The sequence below is a fragment of the Serratia sp. YWN4 genome, assembly GCF_055790845.1.
This window is the reverse complement of record NZ_CM147696.1, coordinates 959,534-974,516: the sequence shown is the minus strand read 5'-3', so window position 1 is coordinate 974,516 and position 14,983 is coordinate 959,534. Positions and strand designations below refer to the sequence as shown.

The 14,983-nt window shown below is 53.6% G+C and carries 8 protein-coding genes and 1 pseudogene; all 9 read right to left on the bottom strand.

Features of this window, described 5'->3' with window-relative positions:
- Positions 1 to 418 precede the first annotated feature (418 nt).
- A pseudogene (locus tag ACX9GT_RS04535) lies at positions 419 to 2,416 on the bottom strand (type VI secretion system Vgr family protein); the annotation flags it as partial.
- A gap of 19 nt (positions 2,417 to 2,435) precedes the next feature.
- Positions 2,436 to 3,785 (bottom strand): VasL domain-containing protein, encoded by a 1,350-nt coding sequence (locus ACX9GT_RS04530; protein WP_473190021.1) that lies wholly within the window; start codon positions 3,783 to 3,785, stop codon positions 2,436 to 2,438.
- Between the two features lie 60 nt (positions 3,786 to 3,845).
- On the bottom strand, positions 3,846 to 7,370 hold the full coding sequence (gene tssM, locus ACX9GT_RS04525; protein ID WP_473190020.1) for a type VI secretion system membrane subunit TssM: 3,525 nt from the start codon (positions 7,368 to 7,370) through the stop codon (positions 3,846 to 3,848).
- Positions 7,371 to 7,401: 31 nt separating this feature from the next.
- Positions 7,402 to 8,793 carry a type VI secretion system protein TssA gene (gene tssA / locus ACX9GT_RS04520; RefSeq protein WP_473190019.1) on the bottom strand — a complete coding sequence of 464 codons (1,392 nt, stop codon included), beginning with the start codon at positions 8,791 to 8,793 and terminating at the stop codon, positions 7,402 to 7,404.
- A 5-nt stretch (positions 8,794 to 8,798) separates the two neighbouring features.
- A complete protein-coding gene (gene vasI, locus ACX9GT_RS04515; protein ID WP_473190018.1) occupies positions 8,799 to 9,464 on the bottom strand; it encodes a type VI secretion system-associated protein VasI in 666 nt (221 codons plus the stop codon).
- Between the two features lie 2 nt (positions 9,465 to 9,466).
- Positions 9,467 to 10,258, bottom strand: coding sequence for a Fis family transcriptional regulator (locus ACX9GT_RS04510; protein WP_473190017.1), 792 nt, complete (start codon positions 10,256 to 10,258; stop codon positions 9,467 to 9,469).
- Positions 10,255 to 12,858: a type VI secretion system ATPase TssH gene (gene tssH, locus ACX9GT_RS04505; protein WP_473190016.1), complete on the bottom strand. Its 2,604-nt coding sequence runs from the start codon at positions 12,856 to 12,858 to the stop codon at positions 10,255 to 10,257. The genes ACX9GT_RS04510 and tssH overlap by 4 nt, the downstream gene beginning before the upstream one ends.
- Before the next feature lie 10 nt (positions 12,859 to 12,868).
- Positions 12,869 to 13,636 carry a type IVB secretion system protein IcmH/DotU gene (gene icmH, locus ACX9GT_RS04500; protein ID WP_473190015.1) on the bottom strand — a complete coding sequence of 256 codons (768 nt, stop codon included), beginning with the start codon at positions 13,634 to 13,636 and terminating at the stop codon, positions 12,869 to 12,871.
- Entirely contained in the window at positions 13,636 to 14,982 is a 1,347-nt protein-coding gene (gene tssK, locus ACX9GT_RS04495) for a type VI secretion system baseplate subunit TssK (RefSeq protein ID WP_473190014.1), read from the bottom strand. Before tssK ends, icmH begins: the two co-directional genes overlap by 1 nt.
- Position 14,983: the final 1 nt, after the last annotated feature.

Below are 14,983 nucleotides of genomic sequence, written 5' to 3'. Positions count from 1 at the left end.
ACGTAGGCGATTTTGCGATGAGATTATTAACTTTAGGTGTAAAAGGAGAACTCTTTGGAGCCCCTGTAGCACTTGTTGTAGCACCAGAAGAAGGGGCCGAGAGGCTTGTTGCAATAGCAGGGGCTGCAGCATCAGAGGGGCTTGTTGATGTTCCGCCCTCTACTCCACCTTTATTCAAATGAACAACTGCACCATCAACGTATATTCCACCGGCATCCAACTGTATGCATGAACTACCAAAGGTAATTTTTATGCTGCTGGTTGTCATCTTTATTTCACCTGCCCCCACCTTCAGCGTAATGTCATCAGAGGCTTCATAAAGCTGCGTTCCTGGGCCGCTTTTGCCCGCATTGGCTTTGACCTGAACCATGTTGGCGCTCGTGCTCCGCAGGGTACAAATGTCTTCAGACAAGCCACCTTGCTTCACTGTTTTGGCTTCGTTGCCCGCGAGAATATTGAGCGTCCGGTTACCCGACTCAACGGTAAGGGACTGATCGTTTTTGACAATCGTGCTCATATCCTTCTGCGCATGCATAAACAGCCCTTCGCCCCCCTTGGCATCTTCAAACCGCAGTTCGTTGTAGCCTTCCCCTTTATGGGTCTTGGAGCGGAACGCCATCTGGGTCTTCGCCGCAGGCAGGCCGATAGAGGGCAGGTTATTGGCGTGATAGGTGCGCCCGGTCACGATCGGTTGGTCCGGGTCGCCATGCAGGAAATCCACCACCACTTCCTGGCCGATACGCGGGATGGCAACCATCCCCCAGCCTTGGCCCGCCCAGGGTTGGGTGACGCGGATCCAGCACGAACTGTTGTCGTTACTTTTGCCGTAGCGATCCCACAGGAATTGCAGGCGGACGCGGCCAAACTCGTCGCAATAGATTTCCTCCCCCGGTGGCCCTACCACCATGGCGATCTGCGGGCCATCCATAACCGGTTTCGGCAACGGAGTAGGTCGCCAGGTCTGCGTGTGCGGAATAAAGCTGAACTGGTTGGTCAAATACGTGCCCTGCCCGCCCGACTCCTGCTCCAGCGCCTGTGGCTGCTGACCGTTATGCTGAATGCCTAACAGTTGCCACGGATGGTTCAGATCGCCACGCGGGTGGTTGGTCAAAGTGAAAAGTTGCCCGGGTTGCAGGGTAAAATCATTACTCTGGCCTTGCCCCAGATTGGCGTCATTACGCAGCGCTTCCAGACGATAGCGGGTGAAATCCTGACCATGCTGTTCGTCTTTGAAACGCCCGGGGAAGTCAAAGTGTTCGTAATCGGGGCGCTGGTTTTGCAACTCTCCAGATTGCTCACTGAAGGCCGCCGCCCAGTTCGGGTTTTTAAAGGTGTAATCTTTCAACTGCACCATCGCGGGGCGTACCTGTGCGCTGCGGGTAAAGGTAGTCACACACAGCTCTTGTGCCTGCGCTGCTACGTTGGGGTTATACGGCAGCGTTGCCCCTTTCGGCAAAGAGCCCACATCATCGGCATACACCACGGTGTTCTTACCCGCGCTGAATTCGAAGTAGTAGAAAATGCCCTCCTCGGCCGTCAGGCGTTGGATAAAGTCAAAATCCGACTCCTGATATTGCACACAGAACTCGCGTGCCGGGTGCGGATTACGCAGACCAAAGGCAAAATCGTTAATGCCATTTTCTTTCAACAAAGTGGTAATGATGCTTTCAATCGATTCTTGCTGAAAGATTCGGGAGTTACGCCGCAAACTGGTACGCCACAAGGCAGGACGGATCACCATGCTATAGCGGGTTTGATGGAAACCGGTATCACCCTGTTGAAAGCTGGCTACCATGCCGGTCACGCTGCGTTGCAGCACGCCTTCCCGCCAGATAAACAGCGTGGCATCTTCATCCAGCACCGCCGCAAAGTCGACGGCCGGATCGGCGCTGGCCAGGTTCACATTCAGCACAAAGGGGGAGGAAAGTGTTTCAGTCAAACCAAAATCCACGACCACGAAAGTCTGTGGCGGCAAGCCTGCTGAGGTTAACGTGAACTGTAGGCCGCTGGGTTGAGCGCCACCCAGAATGGCACTGGCAGCCGAAGCCGCCGCACCCGATGCGCTACTACCTGCCACAAAGCTGCCAGGGCTAGTTCCACCCGTTATTGCCTTGGCGCTGGTGTTCATGGCACTTTTCGCTAGCCCCGTAGCTTGGTTAATCTGCTGGCCAGTTTTGCCGCCAACGGCGTTACCTATCCCACCTGTCAGCAACTGGTCTTTCGCCTTCAGGGCGGTTTTAGCCACGTCAGCGACCTGGCTGATGCGTTTACCGGCGGCTCCACCCACTGCGCCACCTACACCTCCAGCCACTTCAGCAACCAGGTCACCACTCAACGAGGGCGCTGCGTCGGGGGCGACAGTATTCTTCGGCTGTACGCCCACCTTGGCGTTGGCCTTTTTATCATCTGCAAACATAGCTTCTCCTTCCTGGATGTTAACGCACAGCGTCTGCCTGCAGCGTTAATTGGTGATAACGGCTGAGTAACGCATTCCAACGTTCGTCTATCTGCTTCAACAGCACCGGGGAGGCGGGCTGATGGTTATCCACTGCCACAGACAATTGACGCAGTAATTCTTCCAACGGCACTTCACGGTTCAGTTCGGTCTGCATCTGATAAACCGCCGTTTTCAGATACGAAATCGTCAGGCTGCCGCGTATCTGCTCCTGTTCAAGCAGCTTCGACGACAAGGCCTGTAATCGCTGCTGCAACTGGAAGTAACTGCTATCGGCCACACCGTTGCCGACTCGCGCCTGCAATAGCCGCTCCCAGCGCTGGCTTTCCGCTACCTGATTCGAGTCTGTCGGCCAGAGTTGGCGAGCCATTGCTACCGAAAGATCGGCAGTACGTAACCCTGCCAAAGGTGAAAGATTTTCCAGGTTGTTCAGTTGCTGGCGGTAAGTCGCCACATTGGGCTGAGCCAGCCATAACTGCACTGCACCTTCCGGTTTCGCCGCCAGCGCCGCCAACTGCTGTTGCATCGGTTTGATATACACAACGTAGGCCACCGCCACCAGCAGCAGGCTGAACAAGACGCCTACACCAAAACCCCAGGTCATCGAGAAACGTTTTGCGGCCACTGGTGCCATAAACCGCACCTCAACATTCGGCTGAGGTTGGGACTCGGGCGGTTCTTCCCGCAGGGGTTGAGGGTCGAGATTGGGTAATGTGGTGCGGATCGGTTCCGTCTCTGGAACAGATAAATACACCATCGATGGCATCTTCAGGGGCACAGAAGGAGGTTGCTTCGCGGCCTCATTGGCAGCCTCAAGCCTTTTCGCCGTGTTCTGCATGAAATACAGCAAGTTTTCAATACGCGGTACGCGCTTTAATTCAACCTGCTGCAGCTTGTCGCAAAGCAGTTGCAACGCCCGTTCAGCTCGATACACCAGCCGCAGATCGTCACTGTCAACATCCTGTTGCCGCAGCAGGTTACCCACACGGGCATTGAACCATTCCAATATCTCCGAACGGGCCTGCGGTTGCTCGGGCCACAGTTGCCCCCACTGGCTGACCACCATGCCAGAAATCAGCTCACAGCCTTCGGTAAAACCCGCCAGCCCATGCTTTTGGGTGCGCGCCAGGGTGTAATACACCGCCGTTTGCAAGTCCACGCCGTTGGTGCGAAACAGCGTCAATGCCAGCGACTCAATCAACCGCCAGTTCACCTCTGGCCGTGCCGGGTGATTGATTTTATTAATTTCTTCACGCAGGGCACTGAACTCCGGCCAACGCCGAGGATCGCTACCCGTTTGAATGACAATATCTTCTGAGGTTTCGCTCATGCACACTCATCCTTTGCACGCCTCTCTCACGTGCATGTGAGAGAGGCGGTGTAACAACAATTAATACAGCGTGTCGGGCAACGTGAACTTACTGAACAGACCGCCCGCGAACGGGTTATCAGACTCATCCACATAGATACGATAAGTCATCTCACCGCCATCCACTTTGAAACGAACGTCGAACGAATTGGTGCCCACGTTAGTCAGTTCACCAGCGTTGATCAGCCGCAGTTGTGCCCACGGGCCGCTGAAACTGATAGAGCGCGGTGATTTATCGTTCTCATCCGGGACCAATGTCACCTTGCTTTCCACCCCGGCACGCATGGAGTTTGGCCAGACCAGATGCACGGTGTTGTTGTTGCCATGCGTATAGTCCAGCAATTGCCCATCGAGGTTCAGCACGCTACGGCGTTTATTGCCACTCAACATCACCGGTTCAATCGCAAATTGCGTCCCCAGGCCATTTTGTGCCGAGAAGAAGGTGTCACGGATCCGTTGGGCTTGTGCCAGTTGCTGAAGCACATCTGGCCGGATCAGCAATTGACCATCATCACCGCTACTCAGGTTGTTCTCGACGAAAGGTTTCAGGTTTTGCTGATAGAAGGCATCAAGCGTGCCCTGCGGCTTAAAGAAGCGCTCGAACTCGCTTAATGGGACATCCTGCTTCGCGTTAGGGTCAAACGGATAACGGCCTGCCAGATAGGTTTGATACTGTTTAACCACAGTTTCATTCCACTCAACCTCCAACGAGCGCACCGCCTCCATCATCACCACTCGCCAGGCTTGTTCAGCCAGATCGCTTACCCAGCGGTTGAGTGGTTCTGGCAGCCCCTTGGCCATCTGCTGAACTTCAAAGATCGGATCGCTGTTGTTTTGATCCAGACGTAACTGAACCGCTTTCATCGCCGCTTTGCCAGGAGTCGGTGAGTTCTGGATCGCCAGCAGGTAACGGTGCAGATTGGTCAGCTTTTGGTAAACGTTTTGCAGCACGCTGTCTTTATCGCTGTTCTCTGCCAACACGCCGGTTTGTGGCGCAAACTCGCGGTTAATACGTGCCAGTAGCTGGTAGTCAGTTTTTTGCAGCAATGTATCGCGATCTTTACCTGTGAGTGCATCCGGCGTGAGCGGTGAGCGCGTATTATCACTCAGCGTACGCAGTACCCGGCGGAAAGGTTGATCGCCATTGACCACCTGCTCGATCGCACTGATGGCCTGAGGTAAATCATTCAACTCACTCACGGAGAGGTTGCTGATAGCGGCGCGCCAGGTGGCAATATAGTCACCAATGTACTGTTCGGTGACCTGCCGTTGGATCTCCTTACGGTCAGCCTCGCTGTACTCGACATTCTTGGTGAGATTCAATACCCAACTGTCCATCACCGTCAGATCAACCAATTGGTCGTTCTGTTTGGCAAAGTAGTTCTGCAAACCGTTACGCGTCAGGAATTGTGGGATCACCAACAAGCGATCGTCGTTGGCAACAAACACCTCATCAAAGCTTGCGCCTACCTGGTCACGCAGATCGAGTGCCGGTGGCAACGCATCCTGAGCCTTGATCCGCAGGTTCTGATAGACCCGTTGATAAATGGACAGCTTGCTCAGCTCTTGCTGCGCCAACTGGATCGGCTTGAGATAAGGCACGAAACTCTTGATGGCATACTGGTCGCCACTTGCCCGTGCCGCATGCCAGTCAGTATGTTTCAGCGCATAATCGAGATGGCCCATCAGTTGCTGCTGCAACTCACGTTGGCCATTGAACTGCTCACTCCAGCGGTTACTCATATATTGTTCCACCAGGGGAATATTGCGACCGCTGCCATCTTCCAACATACGCATCACCCGCAGGATCTCGAGTTTTTCCTCACTGCCCTTCGGTGCTGCATTCAACTGCTCTAACAGGCCACTCATCAGCGCGGGTACGAAGCGTTGCTGCAGAAGTTGCAGGTAAGTGCTTTCGACATAAGGGCCGATATTACCGCCCTGATATAACCCCATATCCGCCAGCAGCGTATTTCTGTCATGATAATTACCGTAAGCCAGGGTGGCGTCACGGATCGGATTCAGCAGCGGCAGTTGTAGGTTGCCGTAACGATCATCACCCTTTGGCGTCGGGATTGAGAGGAAGGTTTTTGCCTGGGTTAACACTTCTTGCCCGGCACGGTAGTTAACCTGGTAGTAATAATGCCAGTAACCCCATAAGACCAACGCAACAACCGCACCTACGCTGGAGAAAACGAACATACTTTTTCTGGAGCTGCGTAACCAAATACCGTTTTCACCTGCCAGGTTAGGTTCGGCGAACAGAACCTGATTAAACAGATCCTTGGTGAAATAAGGTGCGGTATCGGCCACCGGCCAGGTGGGGAAAGCCTGTGGTGCCAAATGGTATTGCACCGCAGCTGACTGGGTAAACACATCATCCATCTGCCCACGCTGTTGAGCAGAAGTGAGATAAACCCCGCGCAACAGGAGTTGGGCGTGATCGCCGCTATACAGAATGCCTTCCAGCAGTGAGATGACATAATCCTGCAGGCCTTGCATCTGGCGGGTAAAGCTGAACAGTTGGCTACGCTGCCCGGCATCGACACTATTAAGCATCATATCCGGCATCGCACCGTTCAATTGCGTGATCCATTGCTGCCAGAACTGCTGTAGCTCTTTACGCCAAACCTCGGCATCGGCACTATTCAGGCTGAATGTCACCCCTAGCACCGCTTCTCGCTGCGCCTTATCCAGCGCTTGATACATGGCCTCAAAGCCGTATAACAAATCCAGTTTGGTGAAAACTACATACAGCGGTATCTGGCTGTGTGCGCTTAAGCGCACCTCTTGCAAACGCTGGTGAATATCAGCGACTGTGTTTTCACGCTGGGCTTTATTCGCCGTTATCAGTTGATGGAGATCGACGGTGAGGATAATCCCGTTGAGTGGCTGACGCTTGCGGTGCTCCACCAACCAGGACAATAAGCTCTGCCATAAACGGCTATTAAGCGATGCCTTACCCACTATCGGCGTAGTAGGTTGCTCTATCAGCTCACCTGCGGGATCAATAATGACGGCCTGCTCACCCAGCCAACAACGAACACGCAAGTCAGCAGTATCAATCGCCTCAGAACCCGTTATCTCAGTGAGCTTATAACCTTCTTTGATTAACGTACTTTTACCGCTATTGCGTGTACCAATCACCATATACCACGGCAATCGGTACAGAGAGGACGGGGTATTCAAGTGCCGTTGTAGCTGGGACTTCCAGGCATCCAGATACTGATTCTGCTGTTCAATATCCGCGAGGATCGGATCATCAACCTGTGTTTTGGCCTGCAACTGAAGTTTTTCCAGTTGTTGTAAACGCTTCACCACCTTCAAGCTCAGCCAGCAAACCGCCACCAGCACAAAAACTGCGGTCACCAGCCAACGGCTCAGCAAGGTTTCAAACGGATGGTTACCTTTCCACTGCCACTCAGGACCGTATATCCACACCCAGATTAATGCCACGCAGGCCAAAAGAGCCAATACCACAGGGACCGACGCTCTCAGGCGCGGAATGGCTGGCTTGGCGATACGAATAAAAGACGGCAATTTCATGCGTTAATACTCCTGTTCCATTCCCTGGCTATCATGGTGTGAACTGCCGCTGTTTTTCTGTCAGCAAAGCCATCAACGTGGGCTCCCATTCGCTTAACCGCAATTGCTGCCCCATCTGTAATAAGCTGTGGTATTGCTGCTGCGCCAACGCGGTAAGTCCTGCTTTCTCGAGCAGTTGCGCACTGAGCAATTGGTTGTAAAAGCGATCTCTGGGTTCGGATTGCTGTTGTTGCTGGTTGAGAGTCTGTAACGCGGCTTCCAGCCCTTGCTGTTGATAGCATTGCCAAATTTCATCCTGTTCAAGAGTAGTGCCTCCCCCCTGATGCCCTGCATCCTGCTGTAGCCAGCTTGCAGATTCAGAAGAGAGGAATGGCGTCATGTCGGTAAAGAAGAGCGTTCTTAATGCCGGTATTCGCTCTAAAAAAGCGCTGAGTTCATCACGGATGGCTTGTGCAACGGCGTCATAGCCCAGCTTGCTGGCGATCTGGGCCGAGAGTGCGTGCCCATCCAGCCAGTACGGGGCTAACGTCAGGCTCTGTTCCACCTGCTGCCACAGAGACAAATCGGCATTGCTCATGCGCGCCAGATAATCTGCTGTGCGATCGGCAGAGACAGCCGCCAGCGGAGTACGACCATCTGCCTGCGCCATCGGCGGTGCCGTCAAGGTTCCCCAAACCGCGTGGCGACGCACACGAAAACCCACCGCCGCCTCTGGCTGAAGCTCGCACAGCATATCGGCCATTTTCAGTAACGTTTGACGCCAGGCTTTGTCATTGGAATTGTCGATCGTCAAGCTGGGGCTGATCTTCGGTGTGGAAACGGTTCCCCCTGTGGTGTTTGCCTGAGGAACTTTTTCAGCCTGCGCCACCGCCTCAACGAGGCGCTCGGGTTTACGCGCATAGCTGATACGTAGCCCATCCACCTCTTTTGCCAGAGCGGGTTCACTGCCATGCCAGACTTGCGCTAAATGAGCCAACAAGCCCTGCATATTCTCGCGTTGAGCATCACTGGCTTTCTGGCTGAAACTGCTGCTGGCGCTGTCAAAACGCTTCAGAATTTGTTGGGCAAAACGCCGTTTATGCAGCAAATTCTGTGGCCATGCGCTGGCCCAAAAGTGCTGCACATAGTTGGCTAACAACGAAATAGCCAACATCAACTCGTCGGGTTCACCGGCGTGTTGTAAGGTACGCAGCAAATGCACCATCAGGCGGAAGTCTTTGCTTTTCTGGGAAAGCAACGCTATCGCTTGTTGCTGGATGTCATCAATATTCAGTGTGGAATGGGCCAATGAACCCAACTTAACCATCTGGCCATCAATGAATTCCCATTGCGGATCGTCATCAGCCAGCGCCAGCCCGATCTGCTCAGGAGCTAGCGGTGCCAGCAGTAACTCATGCCAGGGATGTTGTGAGGTAATATCCATAGACTTCACCAGTGGCACGCGTTGCGCAGCGGTTTCAACACCTGCGTCAACTGAGAAATGTTAAACGTCAGGCGCGGAACGCCACCGGTTGAGCCGTTAATCGTCAACGTTTGTGCTGACATCAACCGTTTAATCTCATCAATACCGGCCAAACCACGGCTGGACTCCAGCAAATAGCCGTTCTCACGCAAGAACCACTGCACATCAAAACGATCGTTATCAGCGGTTAGCGTCACTGAGCCATCTCTTTGGGGAGCAACCAGCGCGATCTGCAAGCGCGTAATATTATCGATACAACTCAACATCAGCACGGGCCTGGGCGGCGGCACGCCAATCGCGGGCGTTGTCAGTACCACCACCGGGTTTTCTCCTTGCCCTTCAGTTACCAGGAAGGTTGTTGAATGGTCAGTGCGCCCCTTTTCCTGATCCATGGCGCGCTGCCAGGCAGGGCCTGCATTAACCAAATTGTTCTTCTCTCCGGCAATTTCAGATAACGCATTGTCATAACAGTCCAGACGCACCAGCGGCGAGGCTTCATTACGGCAGCCCATCACCAACGCCAATTTATGGGCATCGCCTTCAGTGGGAGAATCAGGCGTCCCTGTCGCCCAAAGGAGCGCAGAGTGACTGCCGGAAAACAGCAACGAACCGATCAATAACCACGTATTCATAGCTAGCACCTATATTTCGCTAATTTGTAAGCCAAGGTGCGTGGCGCAATACCCAAGCTGGCAGCGATACGGTTTTTATCCTTACCGTACAGGCGCTGGCGCTGCGTCAATACGGCACATTCGAAGGCTTCCACGGCTTCCGTCAGGTCGTCTATCTTGCTGTAGTCATGGGATAGCCCCGGCAACGCATGCATATCAGACGTGCTAAGCGAGACCAGTAACTCGTCCAGTTGCTTTTCGCGCTGCTGTTGAGCTTTAAACACCGAGCGGATCTGGCTCAATTGCGATCTCAGGTGATCCATCTCTTGCAGCTTGTTGAGGCGATGCTGAAAGACCTGACAATAAATACCAAACATGCCGCGAGTATCGGCAAAACGCGCAATGTTTTCGGCAAAAACCGCAATCACTCCGCAAGCACGGCCCTGAAAGTCAAACAACGGTATGGCGTACAACCCGCAGCCGATCGGCAGTTCCTGAACAAACCCGCGAAAGTCATCGTTTTCGATACGCACCCCTTGATACAGGGAATCCCACACTTCGGGCAGACCATTACGCAACACCTGTATCAATGGGTGATTGATATCTTCGATGTTGGCATCCAGCTTGGTTGCCGAACGCAGGTTTTCATCAGGCTGGCGGTAACAGTCAAGACGCCCTTCACTGGCATTGAACATGGCTACCATCAGGGCGTTAAACCGTTGACGCTGGTGATTAACCGCCAAAAAAAAGTGGATCAGTTGTTCAATCGAGTCATTCTCCAGCAGGGCAAGGACGCTTTTCAGCCGTTGTCTCATAGCGCCTCCTCAACCTGTGCGGTAAACACATTTCCCTCCGCCGCGATCCGGATATGGCTGATAGCCGCGCCGACTGCCATTTTTTGCAATAACAATAAGGAGAGTGGCGGCAACAATGCGCCATCGATAATTGACTCCAACATGCGCGCACCGTTTTCAGCGCGGGTTGCACGCAATAGGATCTCTTCAACCACCTCTGGCTCAATCAGCACGTCAGCGTTGAAACGCTGGCGCAGCAAGCTATCCAGACGCTCCAGCTTGCCGTGAATAATGGTTTTCAGCGTGTCTTTACCCAGCGGCAGATAAGGAACTACTTCCATACGCGCCAGCAACGCGGGCTTGAAGAAGGCCGCCAGCTCCGGGTAGAGCAACTGATTGAGCTGTTCTGGTTGTTCCGTATTATCGACAATAGTCTGGTAGCCCAGATTGGAGGTCAGGAAAAACACCACGTTCTTGCAATCGATAATGCGGCCTTCACCGTCAGCCAGTTCGCCTTTATCGAAGGCCTGATAAAACAGGTTCAGCACATCGGGATGCGCTTTTTCCACTTCATCCAACAGCACGACTGAATAGGGCTTCTGGCGGATAGCCTCCGTCAATACACCGCCTTCACCGTAGCCCACGTAGCCCGGCGGTGAACCAATCAGGCGGGAAACGGTATGTTTCTCCTGGAATTCAGACATGTTGATCGTGGTGAGATATTGGCGACCACCGTAGAGCAGTTCGGCGATCTGTAGCACCGTCTCGGTTTTACCCACGCCACTTGGCCCCACCAGCAGGAAAGCCCCCATCGGGCGGCCTGGACGACGCAGATCGGCTCTTGCCGTCAGCAAATGCTGATGCAAACAGTGGATCGCGGTATCCTGGCCTTTGATCTGTTGACCAAGGTAAGAAGGTAACTCGGTCACCACGGCGAGTTCGCTCTGGGAAAGGCGGTTTAACGGTACGCCGGTCCATTCTGCGATCACCGCCGCAATCTGGTGTTTATCCACATGCGGAGAGACCAAGGTTTGATGTTGCTGCAACTGCTCTAGTTCGTTGTCCAGTTCCGCCAAGTTGGCCGCTTGTTCGTCCGTTGCGGTTTCTTCCTGCGTTAACAGTTCTGCTCTCAGTGCGACAATCTGCTGCACTAACTGCCGCTGCTTTTCCCAACTGGCATTCAGTTCTGCCAATTGCTGTTCGATCTCCGCACGCTGTAATTTCAGCACCGACAAGCGCTCAGCAGGGCGGCCTAAATTGAGGAGTTGTTCCCGCTCCAGCACCTGAATTTCCATCGCCTGTTGGCTCAATTCAGTCTTCAATGCAGAGACCTGACGCGGGGCCGAGCTCAAGTTGATCGCTACTCGGGCAGCGGCAGTATCCAGAACGTCAATGGCCTTATCCGGCAGTTGCCTGCCTGAAAGATAGCGATCGCTGAGAGTCGCCGCAGCCTGTAAGGCTTCGTCATCAATCAGCACGCCATGTGCCTGCTCATAAATGGTGCGCAGGCCACGCATGATCGTCGTCGCTTCTTCAGCACTCGGTTCAGAGACTTTGACTAACTGGAAACGGCGCGAAAGCGCAGCGTCTTTCTCGAAATACTTTTTGTACTCACCCCAAGTGGTTGCCGCGATGGTTTTCAGTTCACCCCGCGCCAAAGCCGGTTTGAGCAGGTTGGAAATATCCAATCCTCCCTGCTGATTGCCTGCACCGATCAGAGTATGTGCTTCGTCAATAAACAGGATAATCGGCGTTGCCGACTGGGCGATTTCCGCCATGATGCCTTTGAAACGCTTTTCAAATTCGCCTTTTACCGCCGCCCCGGCCTGAAGCGCACCGAGATCCAGCGTCATCAGTTCACTGTTGCGCAGCTTGTCTGGCACCTGATTATCGACAATGCGCAGCGCCAACCCTTCGATCAGGGCACTTTTCCCTACGCCCGCTTCGCCAACCACAATCGGGTTGTTTTTACGGCGGCGGCAGAGAATGTCGATCATCAGATCGATCTCTTCATCGCGACACAAAACGGGATCCAGCACATTGTTACGCGCCTGTTCCGTCATGTTGCTGGCATAACGGGCCAGCAGACTTTCCCCGTTGATGACTGTCGCCTTGCCAGCTCCGGTGTTTTTATCCACCTGAGGCGCTTCGGCTGAATCGGACGTCCAGTCAGCAAAGTTCTGGCGGAGTAATTCGCGGTTAACTGGCGATAGCAATCGGCCTGCCGCAGGGGTCAGGTAACGTAATGGACTGAGCAGTAAGGTTAATAGCATTACGCCGCTGCGTAACTGGCTGTGCTCCATCTCAGTCGAGGCCAATAACCAGCTGTCCTGCAACCACTCCACCAGCAAAGGCGAAAAGCTCGGGTAAGCCTGAGTCACTGACTGATAGCTCGAAATACGCTGGTCGAGCAATTCTCTCAGTTCATCATTGTCCACACCGGCATGGCCGAGAATTAATCGGACATCGCTTAACGGTGTGGCTATCATTTGCAGCAATACCTGCGAAACCGTAATTTCGGCCTCCTGCTGACTGACACAATGTGCTGCTGCCGCTTCCAATGCGTGACGGGCGATCGGATTCAGGCGTTTTACCAACGTGGGTAAGTCAATCTGGATCATCTGGGCTTCCCTAGCTCAATAAATTGTTTAGCTGCTGCAAAATATCCTGAGTCTGGTTGTGCAGGTGGACGGCATAAAACAGATAAATGACGGCCAACAGGCTTAAGCCGCCCCACAACACATGCTTGATGGTCAAACGCTTACTCAAGTGATAACGGTCACCAAGGCGACTTTGCTTTTGATGCAGAACGGTCGATGGGGCCTCACCGCGCAACTGGTGCAACTGGTGATGCAAACGGCGGAATAACCGTTCAAAATCATCACTGTTCTGTACGGTCACTTTGTAGCGGCCGCGATAACCCAAACAGAAACAGAGATAAATGAACTCCAGCAAATCCTGATAACGCTTGGGTTCCCCCATCAAACGTTCCAGCAGCACATACACTTTCTCCCCGCCCCAGGTTTCATTATGGAAATGCACCAGCAACGACTGCTGAAGCCAGCCGTTCTGAGTGTTCCAGCCGTTACCCAATGCGGTTTCATCAATGAAAGTACAGAGCACATAACGGAAAGAGACAATCGCGCCAGGCTCATAGCCTTTGGTCTGCAGGAATTGCTCAATCGCACGGATATCCGTCACCACTTGCTGATAAAGCTGGTCAGGTAACGGCTGGTTTTCCATGTCTTTCAGGCGCAGCACCATGCCGAGTAACGGCGTGGCGGCATCCACCATGGCATTCAGGCTTTCGCCACGCAGCGGGAGCTGATATTGCCGGTAGGTCGTTACAGGCTCCTGCACAGGGAGCAGGGTATTGTCAGTGACGGCATCCATTTTCATTAGCTACTCCTGATGGCCCAGAACTGCATGTCCAACTCAGGGAAATCCCCCGAAACGTGGAAGGCAATCGCATTGCTCTGCTGGATTTCTTTCCAGGTCGGGCTTTGCAGATCCAACATAAAGTAGGTATATCCCGAATGGTAAGGCAGTTGACGCGGTGCAGCGGAGAGTGCCACCAACGGCACGCCAGGCAGTTGCACACTGACGAGCTCGCGTATTTTCTCCAGCGTGGTGATTTTGGTTTGCTGAATAAACTGTCTGCGCAGTTGTTCCTGCGGGATTTGCGCACGAACGGCCAGCACGAAGTCAGCGCTGCGCAACAGATCGCGATCGTTGATGGTCGCCACGCGAATACCATGAGCCTGCAGATGCAGTTGAATAGAGATTGCACGCGGTGTCAGTACCGTGCTGAGCACTTGGCGCATCGCCAGAAACAGTGGCTGAAAACTGTCGGTCAGGTTGTCATGGTTATAGACCGGGAATACCCCCGCCAGACGGGACTCATCGGTAAAGGTGCGCAGTTCACCGCAGGTTTGCACCAGTTGGCTGTAAAAATCTTCTGGGTGCATCACCGCCTGATGGGCCAGGTGCGTGAACAGCGGCTGTGCCCGGTTAAACACCTGCAACATCATAAATTCAGCGACGTCAGCAATCCCTTGCTGACCTGGAGAGCCAATACGTTTGGCCAACAGGCGTGCACGTTCAACCAATGTCCCTTCCACTTCATCCATAAAGCTTTTCAATGGGTTGGAAACACTGAGGGTGGTGCAGGTTGGAATGAACTCTTCATCCAGAATCAACGCCCCATCGGGACGTTTCTCTTTGATCCGGCAGAGTGGCAGCACGGAATAGGCGCTGAGATCTTCAGATCCTTGCATCAGGCGCGGTGCCAACTGGGCCAACATCAATTGGCTGACATCTCCACCATCGGTATGCAGATCCCGCACATCATCAGTATGTTCACGATAGCGGATCGCCCCTGGCTGCTGGCTCTGCTGGCCTGCCACTTCATTAATCGCATCATTAAGCATTGGCAATGCCAGATAAATATCCCGACTGGCTGCATCGTTACAGTTCAGTACATCCAGCGGTTTTGGAACGTTATCCTGATAGGGAATATCGAACACGGTGCCGTCAGCCATGCTGCCGCTCGCCGCACTCAAACCAATACGGCCCAGCTTCAGCAACTCCTGATTCAGGATCAAAGAACTAAAGCCGTAGCTATAACCTTGCAGTGCAGTTATCCGGCGCTGTAATTGGTAATCGTTATGCCTTTGTTGCTGCTGAAAGTGCTGTGGCTTGATGAACAATCCTTCGCGCCAAATTACCCGATTCTTGGTCGGCATG